15 protein-coding genes and 1 pseudogene are annotated in these 20,426 nt (G+C 62.8%); 8 read left to right on the top strand and 8 right to left on the bottom strand.

The genetic code is table 11. From position 1 onward, the window contains the following. The first annotated feature begins 11 nt into the window (after positions 1-11). Positions 12-1,478, top strand: coding sequence for a sugar efflux transporter (locus tag ABEG21_RS26055; RefSeq protein ID WP_347558488.1), 1,467 nt, complete (start codon positions 12-14; stop codon positions 1,476-1,478). On the opposite strand, the gene ABEG21_RS26050 is transcribed toward ABEG21_RS26055, so the two are convergent. Beyond that, positions 1,455-2,564 (bottom strand): LysR family transcriptional regulator ArgP, encoded by a 1,110-nt coding sequence (locus ABEG21_RS26050; protein WP_347558487.1) that lies wholly within the window; start codon positions 2,562-2,564, stop codon positions 1,455-1,457. The genes ABEG21_RS26055 and ABEG21_RS26050 overlap by 24 nt on opposite strands. 162 nt (positions 2,565-2,726) lie before the next feature. Between ABEG21_RS26050 and ABEG21_RS26045 the strand changes: the two genes are divergently transcribed. Continuing rightward, the gene (locus tag ABEG21_RS26045; protein WP_347558486.1) at positions 2,727-3,530 is read left to right on the top strand and encodes a LysE/ArgO family amino acid transporter; all 804 of its coding nucleotides are present in this window, start codon (positions 2,727-2,729) and stop codon (positions 3,528-3,530) included. Positions 3,531-3,611: 81 nt separating this feature from the next. Here ABEG21_RS26045 and ABEG21_RS26040 read toward each other — a convergent pair whose 3' ends face one another. Further along, on the bottom strand, positions 3,612-4,553 hold the full coding sequence (locus ABEG21_RS26040) for an SAM-dependent methyltransferase (protein WP_347558485.1): 942 nt from the start codon (positions 4,551-4,553) through the stop codon (positions 3,612-3,614). Positions 4,554-5,431: 878 nt separating this feature from the next. Here ABEG21_RS26040 and ABEG21_RS26035 point away from each other — a divergent pair. From ABEG21_RS26035 to ABEG21_RS26025, 3 genes are all read left to right on the top strand, one after another. Next, on the top strand, positions 5,432-6,103 hold the full coding sequence (locus ABEG21_RS26035; protein WP_347559111.1) for a hypothetical protein: 672 nt from the start codon (positions 5,432-5,434) through the stop codon (positions 6,101-6,103). A gap of 456 nt (positions 6,104-6,559) precedes the next feature. Further along, a complete protein-coding gene (locus ABEG21_RS26030) occupies positions 6,560-6,973 on the top strand; it encodes a hypothetical protein (protein WP_347558484.1) in 414 nt (137 codons plus the stop codon). Positions 6,974-7,106: 133 nt separating this feature from the next. Beyond that, entirely contained in the window at positions 7,107-7,583 is a 477-nt protein-coding gene (locus tag ABEG21_RS26025) for a response regulator (protein ID WP_347558483.1), read from the top strand. Positions 7,584-7,638: 55 nt separating this feature from the next. Here the strand turns inward: ABEG21_RS26025 and ABEG21_RS26020 are convergent, their stop codons facing one another. From ABEG21_RS26020 to ABEG21_RS26005, 4 genes and pseudogenes are all read right to left on the bottom strand, one after another. Then, positions 7,639-9,504 carry a PAS domain-containing sensor histidine kinase gene (locus ABEG21_RS26020; protein WP_347558482.1) on the bottom strand — a complete coding sequence of 622 codons (1,866 nt, stop codon included), beginning with the start codon at positions 9,502-9,504 and terminating at the stop codon, positions 7,639-7,641. After that, complete coding sequence (locus ABEG21_RS26015) at positions 9,501-10,523, bottom strand: alpha/beta fold hydrolase (RefSeq protein WP_347558481.1); 1,023 nt, start codon at positions 10,521-10,523, stop codon at positions 9,501-9,503. Before ABEG21_RS26015 ends, ABEG21_RS26020 begins: the two co-directional genes overlap by 4 nt. A gap of 206 nt (positions 10,524-10,729) precedes the next feature. Then, positions 10,730-10,957: pseudogene (locus tag ABEG21_RS26010) on the bottom strand (hypothetical protein); the annotation flags it as partial. 487 nt (positions 10,958-11,444) lie between these two features. Beyond that, the gene (locus ABEG21_RS26005; protein WP_347558480.1) at positions 11,445-12,362 is read right to left on the bottom strand and encodes an NAD(P)/FAD-dependent oxidoreductase; all 918 of its coding nucleotides are present in this window, start codon (positions 12,360-12,362) and stop codon (positions 11,445-11,447) included. Between the two features lie 578 nt (positions 12,363-12,940). On the opposite strand from ABEG21_RS26005, the gene ABEG21_RS26000 reads away from it, so the two are divergent. After that, positions 12,941-14,215, top strand: a complete 1,275-nt coding sequence (locus ABEG21_RS26000; protein ID WP_347558479.1) for a peptidoglycan DD-metalloendopeptidase family protein — start codon at positions 12,941-12,943, stop codon at positions 14,213-14,215. A 34-nt stretch (positions 14,216-14,249) separates the two neighbouring features. Here ABEG21_RS26000 and ABEG21_RS25995 read toward each other — a convergent pair whose 3' ends face one another. After that, a complete protein-coding gene (locus tag ABEG21_RS25995) occupies positions 14,250-16,535 on the bottom strand; it encodes an NADP-dependent malic enzyme (RefSeq protein ID WP_347558478.1) in 2,286 nt (761 codons plus the stop codon). Positions 16,536-16,643: 108 nt separating this feature from the next. Between ABEG21_RS25995 and ABEG21_RS25990 the strand changes: the two genes are divergently transcribed. Next, positions 16,644-17,648, top strand: coding sequence for a LysR family transcriptional regulator (locus ABEG21_RS25990; protein ID WP_347558477.1), 1,005 nt, complete (start codon positions 16,644-16,646; stop codon positions 17,646-17,648). 16 nt (positions 17,649-17,664) lie between these two features. Here the strand turns inward: ABEG21_RS25990 and ABEG21_RS25985 are convergent, their stop codons facing one another. Then, positions 17,665-18,513 carry a LysR family transcriptional regulator gene (locus ABEG21_RS25985; RefSeq protein ID WP_347558476.1) on the bottom strand — a complete coding sequence of 283 codons (849 nt, stop codon included), beginning with the start codon at positions 18,511-18,513 and terminating at the stop codon, positions 17,665-17,667. A gap of 168 nt (positions 18,514-18,681) precedes the next feature. Between ABEG21_RS25985 and ABEG21_RS25980 the strand changes: the two genes are divergently transcribed. Next, positions 18,682-20,304, top strand: a complete 1,623-nt coding sequence (locus ABEG21_RS25980) for a gamma-glutamyltransferase family protein (RefSeq protein ID WP_347559110.1) — start codon at positions 18,682-18,684, stop codon at positions 20,302-20,304. The last annotated feature ends 122 nt before the right edge of the window (positions 20,305-20,426 follow it).

Genomic DNA, 20,426 nt, shown 5'->3' with positions numbered 1-20,426 from the left:
TAGTCGATTTCATGAATAAACGTCTCGCCAGTCTCGCCGCTATCCCCTCTTTCATGCCCTTGGCCGGTGCGATCCTGTTGCTAGGCATCGCCTTGTCGTTCACCGCGCCCTATCTGTCGTTGTTCAGCATCGAGCACGCGGGCATGACGCCTTTGCATCTCGGCGTATTCATGACAGTGATTGCGGCAAGTGGCGTCATCGCGAGCACCATTGCGAGTAAATGGACCGATCGGCACGGCGGACATCGGGCCTTGCTGATCGGTGCCTTGCTGGCAGCCGCAGTGGGCTATGTCTGCCTGTGTTTCGTCACGAACTACATCGGCTTGCTGGTGATCGGCGTCGCCTTTCTGGGTGTGGGCGGTTCGGCCATCGCGCTGGTGTTTTCTTTCGGCCGTGTCGGCCTGCCTTTTCGAAGCGATGCCGAGCGCGCCTTTGCGACGGCCTCGTTGCGAACGGTCCTGTCGATGGCCTGGGTTTTCGGCCCCACGATCGGTGCCCTGATCCTGGCGGCCAGCAATTTCTACGGCCTGTTTTTGTTCGCTGCCGCGAGCTTCGCCGGCTGTGCGGTGATCGTTTATCGCATGCAGCCGGTCAGTGCCCACGGCGCACGGGACGCGACGCAGGGCTTTCAAGCTGCCCGCGCCGCGATGCCCGCAGCGGCGGATCGCCCCGATAATGCGACGAGGACGTTGCCGGGTGCGGCAGCCAGCGAGGCAGGCATTCACCTTGCCAGCGATGCAGAAACGGAAAAGGCGGCTTCGCTTACCGACGCGGCAGCCGCGGCCGCGGTGGACAAAGGGACGCTGTGGCGTGCGGTGATTGCCTTGACGCTGCTGGGCCTTGTTGCAAACGCGACGATCATTGTCTTGCCGTTGTACATCGTTCAGGGAATGCACGGCTCGCGCACCGATGTCTCCATCATGTTCGGTCTGGGTGCCTTGCTCGAGATACCGATGATGCTGGCATTGGGCGCTCGCAGCGAGCGCCTCGACAAACTGAAGTGGTTGGCCGCCTGTGCAGCCGTCCACACCGTGTATTTCATCGCGGTGGCGGTGGCGTGGAATATTGGTGTGTTGATTCCGATGCAGGCCTTGAGTGCGTTCGTCGTGGCCGTGACGTCTTGTCTGGGCATGGTGTATATCCAGGATCTGATGCCCGCCACTCCCGCTGCGGCGACGGCGCTTTTTTTCAATGCCGCCCGGGTCGGCTCGATCATGGCCGGTATTCTTTCCGGTGTCATGGTCGGCGCGTTCGGCTATGAAGGCACGTTCCTTGGATGCGGCGTGCTCGCCTTCGCGGCGCTGTGGTTGTTCCTGAATCCCTCATGGGTGAAGGACGCGTGGCGTGCCTGGCGTCGTGACGGATGGCGTGGCCTTGGCCTCGGCCAGTCCGTCCCGCTTGTCAGCGCCGCGTCCGCCGGCCTCGCCATGCGACTGCGCCGCCTTCGTCACTATCTAACGGGTCGCGGGCGGCGCTGAAGCGCCGCTCGAAGCCGCCCCGGGCCGCGCCGGCGCCTGTTGCGCGTCCGCGAGCGGCGCGCGCAGGCTGGCGGCTGCAACGCGCTCGACGGTTGCGCTGAGCCGCTGCAGAACCGGCGAGCGCAGTGCCCAGCGCTGCCAATATAAAGGCACATCGATCCCATCGTCACGGCCTGCCCGTGTCACTTGGCGGAGAGTGCCGTCCGCGAGCAGGGGCGCGGCCATCTGCAGCGGCACCATGCCCCATCCCATGCCTCGCCGACACGCATCGACGAAACTGCCGGTGGTGGGAAGTCGGAAGCTGGGGGCGCGTGCGTTTGCGCTGCCTGTGTCGGATGGCGCGGCCCACGATCCCAGAAAACGCGCCTGCAGCGCGTCTTTCTCGTTGAACTGGATGAACGGCGCGCGCGACAGGGCTGCCCACGCGGCGCTATCGGCACTATCTGCCTCGGCTTGCGTGGCGCCGGCATCGGCTCGATCGGTCGACAGGACAGCGAGCCAGCGCGCGATGAACGCCGGCGACGCCACGGCGATATAGCGCATGACACCCAGTGCGCTGGCCTCGCATCCTTGCACCGCTTGCGGCTCCGCGGTGACGGCTGCGATGACGCTGCCGTCACGTAGCAAGCTGGTGGTGTGGTCCTGGTCGTCCACCTGAATGTGCAGGACCAGCGCAGGGCCCGACTCCGGCGTGGCGACCGCGACCGCGACGTCCATGAACCACGTGTCGAGCGAGTCCGCATTGACGACGACCGGAATCCGAACCGGTGGCGCATCGTCGGCGGCATGCAGTGCGTCGTCGCCATCCGCCAACCCTGAAAATCCCTGCAACCGTGCCAGTGCGTGCAAGGTCTCGGCTTCGAGCATATCGATCTGCTCGGCATGACGGGCCAGTTCGGCGCCGGCATCGGTCGCCGTGCACGGGGTGCCGCGCCTGATCAATACCTGGCCGAGACGCTCCTCCAGTTGGCGCACGCGCTGCGAGATGGCGGGCGCGGTGACGTGCAGCATGCGCGCAGCGCCATCGAAACTGCCCTCGCGCAGGACAGTGACGAAGGCACGAAGTTGGGCACGGTCGATTGGCATGGAGGGGTCGATAAAACACGGCGGGCAGCGACGAAATAAGAAACGCTAAAGCCGCATAACAGACTTTGCGTTGTCGCCGGAAGAAGGCCTCGTTACGCTGCCGATTATAGAAGCATTCCTTCGGCGCTTTGCGTGTCCCGTGATGTTAGTCAAATGATATCGATGATTTTCCCGTCTCTTGCGTCTCTTGCCGTCTACGTCCCCGCGCTGCTGTCCGGCTTCGGGCTGACCGCGGGCCTGATCGTCGCGATCGGTGCGCAAAACGCGTTTGTGCTGAAACAAGGCGTGCAGGGCATGCATATCGGTGCGGTGGTCTTGCTTTGCTGCGTCTACGACATCGTCCTGGAGGCGTGCGGGCTGGCCGGCATGGGGGGCGTGATTCTGGCGCATCCGGGACTCATCGAAGCCGTGCGCTACGGTGGCGCTGCGATGTTGACGATTTACGCGCTGCGCAGCTGGCGCGCGGCCTGGCGCGGGGCCACTTCCCTGACGGCCCAGGCCGCGCCTGAGCTTGTGTCACGTCCAGCGCGGCCCGCGCCTTGGGCGACGGTGTCCGCTGCCGTAGCGGGCGCTCAGGGGGGCAGTGCAGGCACCACGATCATGGCCCGGGGAAGCGGGCCGCTTGCCCGGGCCAATGGGAATCGCGGTTTGCGCACTGAGGCGGGATCGCTGCGCAAGGCGCTGATGACGGTGACGCTGCTGACCTGGTTGAACCCGCACGTCTATCTGGACACCGTCGTTCTGTTGGGCGGCGTGGGTGGCCGCCTGCCTTGGCCGTCGCGCGGGTGGTTCGGTGTCGGCGCGATGGCGGCGTCGTGCATCTGGTTCGTCTTACTCGGTTACGGCGCTCGGCGTCTGAGCGGACTGTTCGCCCGTCCCGCGGCATGGCGCATACTCGATGCGAGCATCGGCTGCGTGATGTTCGCCATTGCCGCGTCGTTGTTGCTGGCGCGATTTCCCGCCTGATCAGACAGTGGCCGCCGCGGAGATCGCCCCACGCCTCGCTATGCGGCCGGCGCCCACTTCGTCGATGTCGCTGGCTTCACATCATGCGTCGTGCAATGCATCGGCGGCGGGTTGGCCGCTGTAAAAGCGGCGCTTCATATCTTCGAGGCCGAGCGTGTCGAGTACTTCGCGCAAACGGCTTGCCGGGCGTGCGCGGGGTAGATCCTTGTATTGGGCGATGATCAATTCGTTCTTCATCGAGTGCTCCCAGCCCACGAGCTCCGTCACGCTGACCTGATAGCCGTGCGATTCCAGCTGCAAACAACGCAGCACATTGGTGATCTGACTGCCGAACTCGCGCGTGTGCAGCGGATGGCGCCAGATTTCCGTCAGCGGGTTCGATGCCAGCGCGGCGCCCTTGTGCCGACGCAGCACCGAAGCTACCTCCGCCTGGCAGCAGGGAACGACGACGATCGATTGGGCGCGCTTGCGCAAGGCAAAATCGATCGCATCGTCGGTGGCCGTGTCGCACGCATGCAATGCGGTCACGACGTCGACCTGCTCCGGCAGCGCCCGACTTTGCGTGGCATCGGCGACGGTCAGGTTCAGAAACGACATCCGATCGAATCCCAGCTCTTCCGCCAGCGCCCGTGATCGGGTAACCAGCTCTTCGCGCGTTTCGATACCGTAGATGTGCGAGGCGTCGTCGATTGCCTTGAAGAACAGGTCGTAAAGGATGAAGCCGAGGTAGGACTTTCCGGCGCCATGATCCACTAGCGTCACGGCGCCATGCTTTTGCTGGATATCGGCCAGCAAGGGCTCGATGAATTGGAAGAGGTGATAGACCTGCTTCAACTTGCGGCGGCTATCCTGATTCATCTGACCGTCGCGCGTCAGAATATGCAGCGCCTTCAAAAGCCCGATCGATTGCCCAGGGCGAATGTCGTATTTTTCCGGCTTCTCTTGCTTGGCCGACAGCGTCGCGCCGGCTTTGGCGGCTTTGCCGGGGAAGGACGCACGGGAGGAGGCAGTTTGCTTGGCCATCGGAATTGCGGAGAGATACCTGAAAAAAGGGCCGTGTGTGCCGAAACGAGCTGGCATACGTAACGTCGGCGGCAAGGTAGGCGGCGCCGCCGAGGCAGGGATTCTGCATTTTAACAAACTGCCAGCCCGCGCCGGATTCCGATCACCCCTCCTATAGTGGCGCGCGCGAACAAACGCATGTATGGCAATGGTCCGATTGAATCGCTGCGGGCCCGTGCATTCGATACTGGAACGGACGCTGGCGCGAGACTGGCTTTTGCCATGGAACATTCCTGTACAGCGACGTTTATCGATTGATCGATGCGGGTTCCGGCGCGTGATCGCCGACGCACAATACAGAGCGACCAGGGTTGTTGTTTTTTTGGTTTGACCGCTCATCGTATTGCCCGCATGCTCCGATCCATCGACACCTCGACCGAAACACCGATGCACGGTATGCCGCAGACTGCGGTCTTGTCTTTCACTGCTGCGTTTGAAGGGTGCATTGCCGTTGTGTGTCTTGGAATGCATCACCAATGCACGGCGGGAAAACGTCATTTTTTTGGTATAGCTTAAGTAAATGCAGGGTCCTGGCGTGTAGCGCGTCCGCATTCCCCCATCGCGGATGAACGTGTCAGGTGTAACGCGCGTGCTGCATTGCGCTGGAGTCGGTATCGTCGGCATGGGTGCCGTCGCGATCGACAAGCTGGCGTGACGTAGCGAAGTGAGCAGAAGCGGAGGGCGAAAAGCGGGGCAAATCGCCTTTTACTCGAGTGATGAGTGTTCGGCCAGTTCGTTAAAGTTCCCTGCCGTATCCGCATCGTGTTATTCGACACATGAAGACGGTAAATGGCGGTCGATCGTTTGACATGCTCTGATTGGAGTACATCTTGAAAAACATGGAAATGCGTACGGTGAAAAGCGCGGCGGCAGCCGCTGTGATGTTGGCCTTGGGTGCAATGGCGCTGCCCGCGGCGGCACAGGAAGTGTATGTGCAGGGCGGTACGCAGGGTGGGGGGATCGGTGGTGCCTGGGGCATCACGAAATACGTCGGGGTCCACGCGGATTTGAACGGCTTTAACCTGTCGCATTCGTTCAATGCCGGCGGCAATAAGTTCGACGGGCAATTGCAGGTCCGACATCTGGGCGTATTCGCCGACGTATTTCCGTTTCCCTCGTATGGTTTCCGGGTGAGCGCGGGTACGTTGATCAATCGTGACCGCTTGAACGCGACGGCGGTGCCGACCAATGGTAACTACTATATCGACGGCACTGCGATCCCGGCGGTATTGGCCAATGGTCAGCAATTAAAGGTAAACGCCCGTTTCCCGACCTTCATGCCTTACCTCGGTCTGGGATGGGGGCATCAGCCCTTGCATAAAGGCTTTGGCTTTGTTGCCGATATCGGCGTCGCCTATGGCCGTCCGCGCGTCAGCTTCGACGAACCGTCGGTCTTGACGACCTATGTTGCCCGGTCCGTCATCGATCAAGAGGAATCCGAGGTGCGCAACAAAGTCGAGCACTACCGTTGGTATCCGATCGTGCAGGTTGGCGTGAGCTATCGGTTCTGATGCGTCACGCCGTCGAATAGGGCAGCGATGTGCCCGCGTTGGAGGAGTCGACGCGGGCGAGACGGCGCGCATGCGGCAATGATTGGCAGGAGAGGGAGAGGGCGCGTACGGCCTCATTTCAACTGCAGGTCATTGCCGCATTTTGCTTTGGAACTGACCTGGAACGAATCATGCATGGCGTTGCCCGCTCGCGCTGCATGCCGCGGCACGGGCAATAGCGGAGAAGAGCGTAAGACGTGATAGACGCTGCTGCAACAAGGCGTATCGGAAGATTGGCATGCCGTCCTCCGAAGCGATGACCATCTCAACCGTCACGCGGGTAACGTAGCGCACATCACGTAACACCGGTTACATCGCCTCTGTTTCCCTTATGCCGGCCTGGTGCCGATGGGGCAGCGGCGCTTACCGGAAGTTGTGCCTTACCGACTCATGTGTTCGTCCGGAGTGCTAGCTGCGATGATACTGTCCGAATACTGCAAGGCGACGTTGTTCTGTCTCGTCTTCGACGGCCCTGCGCCGCGCACCGTCGTCTATATCCAGGCAGGCACCAAGGTAGCCGCGATCCGCAAGGCGATGGATGCGGTGATTTGCCTCCACGACATCGGGATCAGCGAAGTGGCGATGACGCATGTCGCGTCGTACCACGACTTGCTGGCCGAAGGACGTGCCGAGATCGAGAGCTTCCGTATTTTCGAGACGCGCTGGTTCGGCGATGTTGCCGAGGAATGGGTACGCGCACCGTTAATTCTCAGTAACGACTCGACGCTGCTAGGTGCCTGGGCCGCATTGCAATATGAACTGTCGGCAGGCTATGTCGAGCAGATGCCGCGCGGATCGGCGCTGGATCTCGGCAAGCCGCCGCGCGTCTGAGCGCGGCAAAGTCGATCTCGCGCTGGTCTTTTCCGAGACAAGACGGTATCGCGTGTAGAATCGGGACGTGCGTGGTCTTCGGCTGCGCACGTCATTTGCGTCCACGCCGTGGGCGCGTCGCCCGAGTCTGCTCATGCTGAAACCTATCCTGCTGGTCGAAGATAATCCGCATGACCTAGAATTGACGTTGATCGCGCTGGAAAGAACGAATCTCGCGAACGAAGTGGTCATCGCGCGGGACGGTCAGGAAGCGCTCGACTACCTCGCGGGCGAGGGCGCCTGGTCGGATCGGGATCCCGGCAATCCCGCGGTGATTCTGCTCGATATGAAGCTGCCGAAGGTCGACGGCCTCGAAGTGCTGGCTGAAGTCCGGCGCCGCGGCGAATCGGCGGCAATCCCGGTCGTCATGTTGACCTCGTCAAAGGAGGAGCACGATCTGCTTCGTAGCTATGCGCTCGGCAGCAATGCCTATGTGGTGAAGCCGGTGGATTTCCAGGACTTCATTTCGGCCGTTTCGGATCTAGGTATTTTCTGGGCGGTGCTGAATGAACCGCCACCGGGGTCGCTGCGCGTGTCGCGCCCCGCGCCGCGGGACCGTGAGCTGCCGTGATCGCGCTCAGGCAGTAGGACCCGCGAAGCGTTCCCCCCCACATCGTGCGAGTACGTCAGGCGCGATAGATGGGCAGGCGCACCGTGAATGTCGACCCGTGGCCGATGCCCTCGCTGGCGGCCGATACATAGCCGTGATGACATTCGACCAGATTGCGCACCAGCCATAGGCCCAGACCCAGGCCGCCGACGCGCCCGGCGCTTGCGCCGCCCCCCAGCTGCTGAAAACGTTCGAAGATATTGCGTAGCGCATGGCGGTCGATGCCGATGCCATGATCGCGCACATCGAGGCAGGCCATGCCTTCTTCGATGCGTACCGACACTTCGAGCGCGCCCTCACGACTGAACTTCATCGCATTGGACAGCAGATTCCACACGATCTGCCGCAAGCGGCTTTCGTCGCCGAGCACCACACACGATTGCAATGCCGGCGTCGATAATTCGAGGCCGCGTGCTTGCACGTCCGGGCGCATTTCCTCGGCGACCAGCCCCGCTAGCGCCCCCAGATCGAGCGGCACCAAGCGCACCGACAGTTTGCCGCTGACGATCGCCCCGGTATCCAACAGGTCGCCCACCATCACCGATAATTGACGCGCGTTGCGCGAGATGACATCGATGCCTTGGCGGATCTTGTCGGGGTCCTGCACCCGCTCGAGCAACTGTGTCCACGAGAGCACTGCATTCAAGGGCGAACGCAACTCATGACTGACCGATGACACGAAACCATCCATCGTATCGACGCGGTCGTCGCTCCGCTGGCGAGCGCTCCGCTCCTCGGTAAGCTGCGTTTCGCGCGCGAGTTCCAATTCCTTGCGTTGCGTGATGTCCAGCATCAGACCGAGCACCGATTCGAGCGCGCCGTCTGCTTTATAGCGGCCAGAGCCGCGAACGAGGATCCAATGCAGCGATCCGTCGTGATGCCGCGTACGGCAGTCGATCTCAAAAAAGCTGCCGCCCGATAAGGCGTTGGCGATCGCATCGCGCATACGCTTTCGGTCGCGCGGGTCGATCACCGATTCGAACAGTCTTTTCTCGGTCAGCGTGTCATCCAACGAGAGTCCGAGATTGACCTTGCATTGCGCCGTGCAGATGATGGTGCCGGTATCGGGCTGCCACTCCCAGGCGCCCAGTTCGGCGAAGGACATGGCCTGATCAAGGCGCCGCTTCTCATCGGCCAATTCCGCATTGGCATCGTTCACCAACTGTTGCCGCAGTTGCGCGAGAGAGCGCAATTGCGCCCGTTCGCGCTGATGTTGTTCCGAGCGGGCAATGTCGTCGGTCACGTCCCACACGCGTACGGCGACCCAATCGTCCGGCGATAGCGGTGGAATGCCTGCATGCGATGCGGGTTCAATCTCGGAAACCGGTTCTGGCGAGGGGGCGAGGGCCGGAATCAATGAGGCCTGGATCGTCCAATAACGCGTGACGAGCGATGGCTCCTCGACAGCGCTCTGCATGGACCTCGCCGTGCCGGATGCAGATGCAGATGCCGATGCCGATGCCGATGCCGATGCCGCGCGCGATCCAGCAATCGGTCGGCGCGCGGGCGGCAAAGAGTCATAGCGGAAATACTGTGCGCTGACCGGCTGACGGGTACGACGTAGATTCGAGAATGTAGCCGTTAGCCATTCTCGGCGGGCCTGTCGCTGGGCATTCGAGCCCCACTGATTGATGTCGAAGATCGAGCGGCCGATCAACGCTTCGCGGGGTTCGCCCAGCGCGTTCAGATATTGATCGTTGACCTTGACGACACGGTAGCGACTATCGAGGATCAAATAGGCATCCGGCAACACGTCGAAAACGTCGTACGCGGCTGTTTGCCCCGACGCGCCATCGGGCGCACGGTTTTCGAAGGCGGATGTCCCGCCCACCGACTTGTCCTGTTCGGACGACGGTTCGGATATCGCTGGGCGACCGTTCATGATGTGCCGTCGAGAAATGTCCTGATTGTCGACGTCAACCAAGCCCGGTCATCGGGGATACGTTGCGGATTGCCTGCGCGATGCCCATGCAGTGATGGAATCGGCTGCAACGCAGCGCTACGCGCATTGACCAGCAACGGGAGTTCAGCCTGATTATCTTCGACCTGGAAATACCGGTCCGTTGCGCCGGGCACCAGCAGCACATGCGCCGTGATCGCCGCCATCGCCGCAGCAAAGTTGCCACGATCGCGCGCATTGTCGGCGATATCGCCCGCCTGCCAGGTCGCCAGCTGCGCCATCAGATCATTGGCATCTCGGCGGCTGTAGTACGTATCCCAGGCCCCTTGCAAATAATCCTCGAGCGAATCGAAGCCGGCCTCGCGCCACAGGGCGTCTCGAAAAAAGCCATGCGAGGTCACCCAGCCAGCATACAAGCGTCCCATCGCTTTGACGCCGCGCGTGGGCGGCGACGTGAAATAGCCATCCTGGAATGCGCTGTCGGCCGTCAAGGCCGCGCGGACCCCTTCGAGAAACATCTGGTTATACGGTGCACAGCGTGCGGCACCGCATACCACCATGATTCGATCGACCATGTCGGGATAACGCGATGCCCAATGATAGGCTTGCATCGCACCCATCGACCAGCCGTAGACCATGGCCAGACGCGCGATGCCCAGGTGCCGCAGCAGCGCGTGCTGCGCCATTACGGCATCGTGACAGGTGACCAAGGGATAATCGTGCAGCGGCAGGCCCGCGTTCGACGGCGACGCGGACAGGCCATTGCCGAACAGGTTCGGGATGACGACGAACCAGCGTGAGGTGTCCAGCGCTTCGCCGTCGCCGACCAGCCAGTCGATCTCGTGATCTTGTGCCGCGAACGAGGTGGGATACAGGATGACGTTCGACCTGTCCGCGTTCAAGGTCCCATACGTACGATAGGCGAGCTGCATCGCGGGAAACGTGCGCCCCGACTGCAGCGTCACGTCTCCCAGCGCGAATGATTGCGTCGTACCGGACATTGTCAGGCGCTGACGGTCGGCACGTCGGTAAACGACGCGCCGGTAGTTGGCGACGCGGCGGCATCGGTGGGCGCCGAATTGGCGGCGAAATGCATACTGCCGGTCGGCAACGCCGACGTCGTCGCCGCGCCACCGATTCCAGCGGCTGCCAACAGGCTCGCGCGTTGCATCGCCTCTACCGCGGCAATCGCTTCGTCGCTGCTTTGCGGCAGTTCGGCGCCGTGTGCGCGGATTGCGGCGATCAATTCCGCCGGGGTGATTTCATAGCACACGGTCCGCAACGTACCTGCCTTGCGTTGATCGATATCGACCATCAGCAGGGTTTTGCCATCCGGAGAGGCCTGCAAGCGAACTTGCCGGCAAGGCTGAGCGGGATCGCCCAGGTGCTCGGAGAGCAGCGACATCGCGCCTGCTGCGCCAATCTTGGTAGACATGACTCTATTCCTATATGACTGACAGAAGACGCGGTGCGTTGCCGCCCGGTGCGTGCCCATGTCGAAGACGACGCGAGTCGATCAGCATCACCGGGCCTATGATACAAACGAAATATGACGCCTTCGACGCAGGACCGGAATGGTCCAACCCGCGACCGCCGAAGCGGCCTGCTCGTTGTCATGTCTGACGCCCAGGCCAGCGCTACTGGCCGTGTCCCGCAGCCCTTGTACGGCTGCCAGTCCACGCGGACAGGGGTGGTACGACTGCTCGGCGACAACAACCGCCGCAAACCCACACCGCTATCTTATATTACGACAGCCCCTGCCGCCTCGCCACGTCACATTAAAAACCGTGTGGATCGCGGACGCCGCGCGCGGCAAGGCGCCATGGCCTCCCGGATTGCCGGCACCAGCGGTATATCGAATCGCGACTTCTGTATGGATGTACAGTATAGCCGAATTGTGAGGCGACGTTGCGGTGGATCCGTCAGCCGAGGTTGGTGAGTTTCAGCGAGCGGCGCACGGCAATGCCAGCAGCAGTGCCGTCGCCCACGGCCAGCGACACCGCGTATGACACGCGCGCGATATCGCCGCAGGCGAACACGCCGCGCACCGACGTTTGCTGCGAGGCATCGGTCAGAACGTACTCACCGGCGCCGCCCGGCGAGATATCGCAGCCCAATTGACGGGCGATCGGACTGCCGAGCCGTGAAGGCGGCGCCATGAACAACATCGCGAGGGGCACGGTACGACCATCGGCGAGTTGCACGTTGGCGCCGTTGCCCTGCAGGCCGACCACGCGCTCTTGTTCGATCAGGACACCGCGCGCCGTCAATGCGTGAGTCTGCTCCGACCGCAGTACGATCTTCGCATCGGTGAAAAGCGTCACCGGCCCCCAGTCCGCGAGCAGCAGTGCTTCCTCGAAGACGCCCTCGCCGAACGCGAGCACACCAAGGGGCGCCTTGTCGAGGGCGTAGGCCGTGTAATAGGGGCTCAAGCTCACCGTTTTGCCCCAGCGCTCCGCCAGCCCGGGGATTTTCGGTAGCGCGTCGACGAGGCCCGAGGCGAGGACGATGCGGCGCGCCTTGTATCGGTTCGTATTGACGTCCAGCGCCTCGAACAGACCGTCCTCGCCGACGTAGGCGTAGGTCGCGAAAGCGGCGAGCCAATCGACATTCGGATAGCGCAGAAGCCGCGCTTTCGCTTCGGCGGCGGAGGCGGCGGTCGGGCGTTCGTCGAGCCCGATGAAATCGTGCGAAGCGGTGGAAAACCGGTCGCGCGGTCGGCCCGCGTCGAAAATCAACAAGCGGCAATGTGCTCGCGCGAGTTGCAGTGCGGCGGCGATCCCAGCGTATCCGCCCCCGATGATCATGACGTCATATGGCGTCTTGGCGGTGGCAGGCATATCCCTCTCCGAGCCTCATTTTCTAGGACGTTACCCCAAAACGTCGCGTGCAACCAGCTTCCGCCGAAAGATTTTATGCGCGTCGGACGGTAGACCCGGGCATCGCGGAGACGCCACCGCCATTACACGAATTTACAATTCACCCTGTAAAAATGGGGTGAAAGTCTTTACGTCGTCGCCGTGCTTGTCGCATACTTGCGTATCGGCCTGTACGGCCGTCTGTTCTTTTTAGGGCTCTCCCTTTTTCTTCCCGCGATGTCTGCGCGGACGCCTACTGACGGCGCACCTTGTGTTGCGACGCGGCGCGCCCGATGCCATCGCATCGCGGTTTTTGCCATCTTGCACCGATGCGTCGTCGGGGCGGGGCGCGGCATTTCCGTTCTGTCGGCCTGTCCGGCGGAGCGCGCCGTCCGCTTCCCCGTTGCCCGAACCGCACTGACCGCGCCGACGCTGCGCGGCAGGCATAGGTCGTCTGTTGCGCCCCCTGTCGTGCCGCCGCACTTTTGTGTGCCTGCGTCGCGTGGCATGTCGGGCGCGGTGAGGGTCGACGCGCATCGTGGCACCGTTTTTACGACGCAATGACTTCCTTGCCGCCCGATTCCCTGTCCGTCACCCCGTCCGACGATACGCTCTCCACGCCGCATTCCTCGCCCTTCGTAGAGGCAGCCGTTGCCTCGATCGCCGTGATCGGTGATACCAATGGGCTGTCCGATTCCTCGCGACGCTTGAAACGCGTGGCGGGAACCTGCGCCTTGGCGGCACTCTGCACCAGCTATTTCCTGATCGCACAACACGGCACGCCGCGCACCGATAACGACGACGACGGTTTCTTTTCGATGCAGCGCCTCGACGATGGCGAGCTTGCACAGCGTCGGGGTCTGCCTCAATCGACGCCTGCCGGCAAAGGCGTCAACGCCGGAGGCAAGACCGTTGCCGGTCCTGCGCCGATCGTCGATGCGATGCAAGCCGCGGCCGCCGCGGCCGGATTGCAGGTCCGCACCGCAAAAGTGGAGGGCAGTTTCGATGCATCGGCGCGGCAATTGGGCCTCGATTCCGCAACGGCGCTGAAAGTGGCGCACGCTTTCGACGGGGCGATCGATTTTCGTCGAGACCTGCGCAAGGGCGACTCGATCACGCTCTTGTTCCGAAACGGCAGCACCGCGCCGGCATCCGCCGCGCGCACCGCGGCATCAACTGCCGGGGGCCCCGCTGCGGCGACTGCAACCGCAAACACAAACACGACGCACGCCACGGCCGTGGATGCGCATTGGCCGGTGGCCGTCAAGATCGGCGACGGCAAGGACGCCAAGGAAGTATTTCTACACCGACAATTGGGCGGCGAGCCGCTGTACTACGCCAAGGACGGCAGCAGTACGAAGCCGTCATTCTCCCGCTATCCGCTTGTCTTCACGCGCATTTCCTCGCCGTTTTCGCTGCGTCGACTGGATCCGATAACGCATCGCTGGCAGGAACATGAAGGCGTCGATTTGGCGGCGCCTGTCGGTACGCCGATCCGGGCGACGGCGAACGGTCGCGTGATCTTCGCGGGCTGGAAGGTCGGCTATGGAAAGGTCGTGGAAATACAGAATGCGCCGCCCTACTCGACGCGCTTCGCGCATATGTCCCGGTTTTTCAAGGGATTGCATGCGGGGCAGACCGTCAAGCGAGGCGAGGTGATCGGGTATGTCGGCACCACCGGATGGGCGACCGGACCGCATCTGCATTTCGAGGTGCGGGTGAATCAGGTGGCGATGAATCCGCTGACGGTGCCCTTGCCGCGGGACAACCGCCTGGCGGGCGATGAAAAGCAACGCTTCATCGCGCAGGCAAAGGCCTTGTCGGCCCTGATGTGAACTGGCGCCCCCTGAGCAGAGGGGGCCATTCGCGTTAGTCGCGGTTTGCCTGAACGACGGTCAAGGCCGCCATATTGACGATCCGACGCACCGTCGCGCTGGACGTCAGGATATTGATCGGCGCATTCACGCCCAACAGGAAGGGACCGATCGCGACATTGCTGCCCGCCGTGGTCTTCAGCAGGTTGTAAGCGATATTGCCGGCGTCGACGTTCGGGCAGGCGAGCAGATTGGCCGAGCCCTTCAGGCGCGAATTCGGCAAGATCCGGTTGCGCAGCGATTCGTCGAGCGCGCAGTCGCCATGCATTTCACCATCGACTTCGAGGTCCGGCTGCTGCGCGGTGATCAGGGACAGCGCTTCGCGCATCTTCGGTCCCGAGGCCGAGCTGGCCGATCCGAAGTTCGACCGTGACAGCAGGGCGACCTTCGGCAGCAGGTTCAGCTTGGCCATCTCATTAGCGGCCATGATCGTGAACTCGGCGATCTCGGCGGCCGACGGATTGTCGTTGATGTGCGTGTCGACGAGCGCGACCGTGCGTTGGTCCAGCAGCAGGATGTTCATCGCCGCATAGACACTGGCGCCGCGCTTCTTGCCGATGACTTGATCGACGAAGCGCAGGTGATCGTGATACGCGCCGACGGTGCCGCAGACCATGCCGTCCGCGTCGCCGAGCTTGACCATCATCGAGCCGATCAGCGTCAGGCGGCGGCGCATTTCCACGCGCGCCATTTCCTTGGAGATGCCTTCACGGCACATTTCTTCCCAATACGTGACCCAGTATTGATGGAAGCGCTCATCCCAATCCGGGTTCGTCACTTCGACATCGACGCCCAGCTTCAGCCGGAGACCGTATTTTTCGATACGGGCCAGCAGCACCTCGGGGCGTCCGATCAGAATCGGCTGCGCCAGCTTCTCGTCGACCAATACCTGCACCGCGCGCAGCACGCGTTCGTCCTCGCCTTCGGTGAAGACGATACGGGCGCGGCCGCTTTGCTTGACGACCTGCTTTGCCGCCGCGAACACCGGCTTCATGAACGCGCCGGAGTGATAGACGAACTGTTGCAGCTGGTCCGCGTAGGCACCCAGATCGTCGATCGGGCGCGTGGCGACGCCGCCTTCCATCGCGGCTTTTGCAACGGCCGGTGCGATACGGACGATCAGGCGCGGATCGAAAGGCTTGGGAATGAAGTACTGCGGTCCGAACGACAGATCGATACCGCCGTAGGCCGCGGCGACGATCTCATTGGCTTCCTCTTCCGCCAAGGCGGCAATCGCGTGAACGGCGGCGATTTCCATCTCGGTCGTGATCGTGGTGGCGCCCACGTCCAGCGCACCGCGGAAGATGTAGGGGAAGCACAGTACGTTGTTGACCTGGTTCGGGAAGTCCGAACGGCCGGTGGCGATCACCGCGTCCGGGCGCGCTTCCAGCGCCAGCGCCGGCATGATTTCCGGCGTCGGATTGGCCAGCGCCAGGATCAACGGGCGCTCGGCCATCGTCTTGACCTGTTCCGGCTTCAGGACATTGGCTGCGGACAGGCCGAGAAACACATCGGCGCCGTCGATGACATCGGTCAGCTTGCGGTGCGGCGTGTCCTGCGCGAAGCGCTCCTTGTCCGCGTCCATCAGCGTTTCACGGCCTTTGAATACGACGCCTTCGATATCCGTCACCCAGACATTCTCGCGTGGCAGGCCGAGTTGCACCATCAATTCGAGACAGGCGAGCGCGGCGGCGCCGGCGCCGGAGGTGACCACTTTCACCTGGTCGATCGCCTTGCCCACCACCTTCAAGCCGTTCAGGAAGGCGGCGCTGACGGTGATCGCGGTACCGTGCTGATCGTCGTGGAACACCGGGATCGCGCAGCGTTCGCGCAGCTTGCGTTCGACCGCGAAGCATTCCGGGGCCTTGATGTCTTCCAGATTGATGCCGCCGAAGGTCGGCTCGAGCCCGGCAATGATGTCGACCAGCTTGTCCGGATCGCTTTCATTGATTTCGATATCGAAGACGTCGATGCCGGCGAATTTCTTGAACAGCACTGCCTTGCCTTCCATCACCGGCTTGGACGCGAGCGCGCCGATATTGCCGAGACCGAGTACGGCCGTGCCGTTCGTGATGACGCCCACCAGATTCGAGCGGCTGGTATAGCGGTGCGCGTTCATCGGGTCCGCGACGATTTCCTCGCAGGCCGCGGCGACGCCTGGCGTGTACGCGAGCGCGAGGTCGCGCTGCGTCACCAAGGGTTTGCTGGCGGTTACCGCGATTTTTCCGGGCGTCGGAAACTCGTGATAGTCGAGGGCGGCTTGGCGGTCTGCGTCGTTCATCGTGGATCCCCTGAGACGTGGCTTGATTGGATGGATGCCAGTCTAAGGAGGGTGCGCCGCCCCGGTATTTTGATTTAGTATGGCGCCATATTGTTTTTATAATGGCTTATGTCCACATCCGATTCCCGCGAGCTGGTTCGAAAGTTGAGCACCCGGCTGCGCATGCGGCACCTGCTGCTGCTGTTGCAGATTCGCGAGCATGGCTCGGTTACGCGTGCCGCCGAACATATGGCTACCGGCCAGCCGGCGTTGACCAACGCGCTGGCGGAAATCGAGGCCTTGTTCGGTGCGCCCTTGTTTTCGCGTTCCCCGCGCGGAATGACGCCGACGCCGCTGGGCGACGTCGTTCTGGAGCGAGCGCGGGCCATTCTGCACGATCTGGATCGGATGGCGCTCGATGTCGGCGCGCTGGTCTCCGGCGCGGCGACGCAGCTACGCGTGGGCGTGATTCCCTTTGTTTCCAGTCAGTTGCTGATGCAGGCGATTCGCGGCATGTTGTCTGAAACGGCCCGGCGCGTGACGGTGACGGTCGACGAGGGCAATAGCGACGAATTGATTGCGCGCCTGCGCGACCGTTCGCTGGATCTGATCGTGGCACGGGCGCGGCCTTTGCGGCCGGCGCCGTCGGGCAGCGTCGACGACCTCGTCTACGCGGCGCTCTATCAACAACAGCCGCGATTGATCGCCAATCGGCGCTTGGCAGCCCGGCTCGGCCGGCGCAAGTTGGACTGGCGCGATTTGTCGGAACTCGAATGGGTGATGGGCGCGACCGGGACGCCGGTGCGTGGCGAAGTGGAGCGGCTGTTTACTGCGGCGGCCGCACCGGTGCCGGAGCCGATCATCGAAACCAATGCGTCGAAGCTGATCGGCGATGCGATCGCCGAGGGCGAACGGACCGTCGCGCTGGTGCCGGCCGATATCGCGCAAGAGTTGGTGCGAACGGCCGGCGTGGCTATCGTTCCCTGGTCTCTTACCTGGGCGCTGCCGCCGATCGGCATCTGGACCCGCGCCGATAATCCCCGCGCGTCACGCGGCATCGATGCCAGTTTTATTGCCGCCTTGCGAGCTGCCGTGCTCGCCGATGCGAATGCGCGTCCGGCCGGATCGCTGTAGCGCGGGCGCCCCCCGCCTACTGCTGCAATTGCGCCAGCAGTGCGTCGGTGAGAGACCGGCGCGTAAAGACGGTCCGCTGGACCATCCCGACCTCGCGCTCCGGCGTGCGCTCCGGCAGCGGCATGATGCGCAACTGCGGGTCGCGCAGCCAGCCGCCGTTATGCAGCAGCGGCAGCACGGCAACGCCAACCTTGCGGCGAATCAGCGTGGCGATCGTTTCGATCGCATTCAATTCGAGGTACTCGTTGACGCGCCAGCCCAGACGCTGCAGCGTCAGGTCGACCAAGGCCCCAGTGCGCACGCGTCGATCGAAGCGAATGAAGGGATGGCGCGCGAGCACCGCTTCCACCGATTCCTCGGCGACGTCGGGGTGCGCCACCAGCACGATCGGCTCCGTGTAGAGCGGACGCCATTCCAATGTGGGCGACAAGGCATGATCGGGGCTGCCGACCACCGCGGCGACGTCGAGATCGCCGCGTTCGACCATCTGCACCAGTTCGTCCGAACGTAATGACGAGAGGCGCACATCCAATGCCGGATGGGCGCTCTTCAGTGCGTGCACGGCGACCGACAGCGCGCCGATCACCGACACGACCGCGCCGATGGCGACCGGGCCGGTCAGCGTGTCCTCGGGCCGCGCATACAGCCCGTCGATTTCGGTCAGGATATGCGCGACCTTGGGCAACAATTCGCGGCCCTGGCGCGTCAGCGTGATCTGCCGCGCGCTGCGGTCGAACAAGGCGAGTGCGAGCGTTTCCTCCAGGCTGCGCATTTGCTGGCTGACCGCGGCCTGCGTCAGGGCGACGCGATCCGCGGCTGCGGAGAAGGAGCCGGACTGCGCCACCGCGCAAAACGTTTTCAACATCTGGATCGAGGGCATGCAGCGTGGCGGTCTTTGGTAACGTCGTTACATAAGATAATTTTAAGCGTTCAAAATAAAATATTAATTTTTTTTGCCGCCGAATCTGCGTTAATTTGTCGGTCTATAACGCTCTATGCCGTTTTGCCGAACAGGTGACCCTCTATGCAGCCGATGCAATTCAACTGGAATAATCCCTATCCCACGCCGCGCACGCCGATTTTCGCGCGGAACGCGGTGTCCACATCGCATCCTTTGGCCGCGCAGGCGGGGCTGCAGATGCTGTTCAAGGGGGGCTCGGCTGTCGATGCGATCATCGCCACCGCTGCCGTGTTGACGATTGTCGAACCGGTGTCGAACGGGCTGGGCAGCGATGCCTTCGCGATCGTCTCGGATGGCAACGGCTTGCATGGGCTGAATTCGTCGGGCATTTCGCCGGCGGCATGGAATCCGGAGTATTTCAAGAACAAGTACGGCGTGGATGGAAAGGGCATTGCCAAGCGCCCGGAACGCGGTGTCGATTCAGTGACGGTGCCGGGCGCGGTGGCCGCATGGGGCGCCTTGCACGAGCGCTTCGGCAAGCTGCCGTTCGCCGATCTGTTCGAGCCGGCGATTGCACTGGCGCGCCGCGGTCATACGATCGCGCCGATGGTGGCGAAGAAATGGGCCGCTGCCGTCCCGCTGCTGAAAGACCAGCCGGGCTTCGCCGATGTGTTCATGCCGCACGGTCGCGCGCCGCAAACGGGCGAGCATTTCATGATGCCGGCCGCGGCGCGCACCTTCGAGCGCATCGCCGAGACCCAGGGTCGCGATTACTACGAAGGTGAAATCGCCGAAGCGCTGGTGTCCTTCCTGCAGAAACACGGCGGGGCGCATACGATGGCGGATTTCCGCGCGTTCAAGCCGGAGTGGGTCAAGCCGATCAGTCAGGATTACGCCGGGTATGAGCTGCACGAGATTCCGCCGAACGGGCAGGGGATCGCCGCGCTGATCGCCTTGGGCATCCTGAAGCATCACGATGTCGGCAGCTATCCGGTGGACTCGCTCGAATCGCAGCATCTGCAGATCGAAGCGATGAAGCTGGCCTTCGCCGATGTCTATCGCTACGTGTCGGACCCGCAGTCGATGGAAGTGACGCCGGAGCAGATGCTCGATCCGGGCTATCTGGCCTCGCGTGCGAAGCTGATCGATATGGACAAGGCCGCGATGTTCACGTTCGGCCGCCCGGTTGCAGGCGGGACCGTATATCTGACCGCCGCCGACGAGAATGGCATGATGGTGTCCTTCATTCAGTCGAACTTCATGGGCTTCGGCTCCGGCGTCGTGCATCCGGACTGGGGCATCAGCCTGCAGAATCGCGGTTGTGGTTTCTCGATGGACCCGGTGTCGCCGAATGTCGTCGCGGGCCACAAGCGTCCGTTCCATACGATCATTCCGGGCTTCCTGACGCATCAAGGCGTGCCGCGCATGAGCTTTGGCGTGATGGGCGGCGACATGCAGCCGCAAGGCCATATGCAGACGGTGATCCGGATGTTGACCTACGGCCAAAACCCGCAGGCGGCGTGCGATGCGCCGCGCTGGAAGGTCAATCGCGATTTCACGCTGGATCTCGAAAGCACCATGCCGGCAGCGGTCGTCGAAGGTCTGAAGGCGAAAGGCCATGTGTTGAAATCGGTCAACGACCCGTATATGGATTTCGGCGCGGGTCAGTTCATCTGGCGTTTGTCCGAAGCGCGGGATCACGGTTACGTGGCGGCCAGCGATTCGCGACGCGACGGTCACGCGGTAGGCTTCTGACGATGCGCGACGGAGGACCCGAGAGGGCGACGGCGATGGACGCCTTGTCGCCGACGGTAGTGGCGCATGGCGCCAACACAGGACCGGCATCGACAGCGACGCCGGTCCTGGCGGTTCGACAT

The sequence above is a fragment of the Robbsia sp. KACC 23696 genome (genome assembly GCF_039852015.1).
Lineage (GTDB): Bacteria > Pseudomonadota > Gammaproteobacteria > Burkholderiales > Burkholderiaceae > Robbsia.
This window is presented reverse-complemented; position numbering and strand designations above follow the sequence as displayed.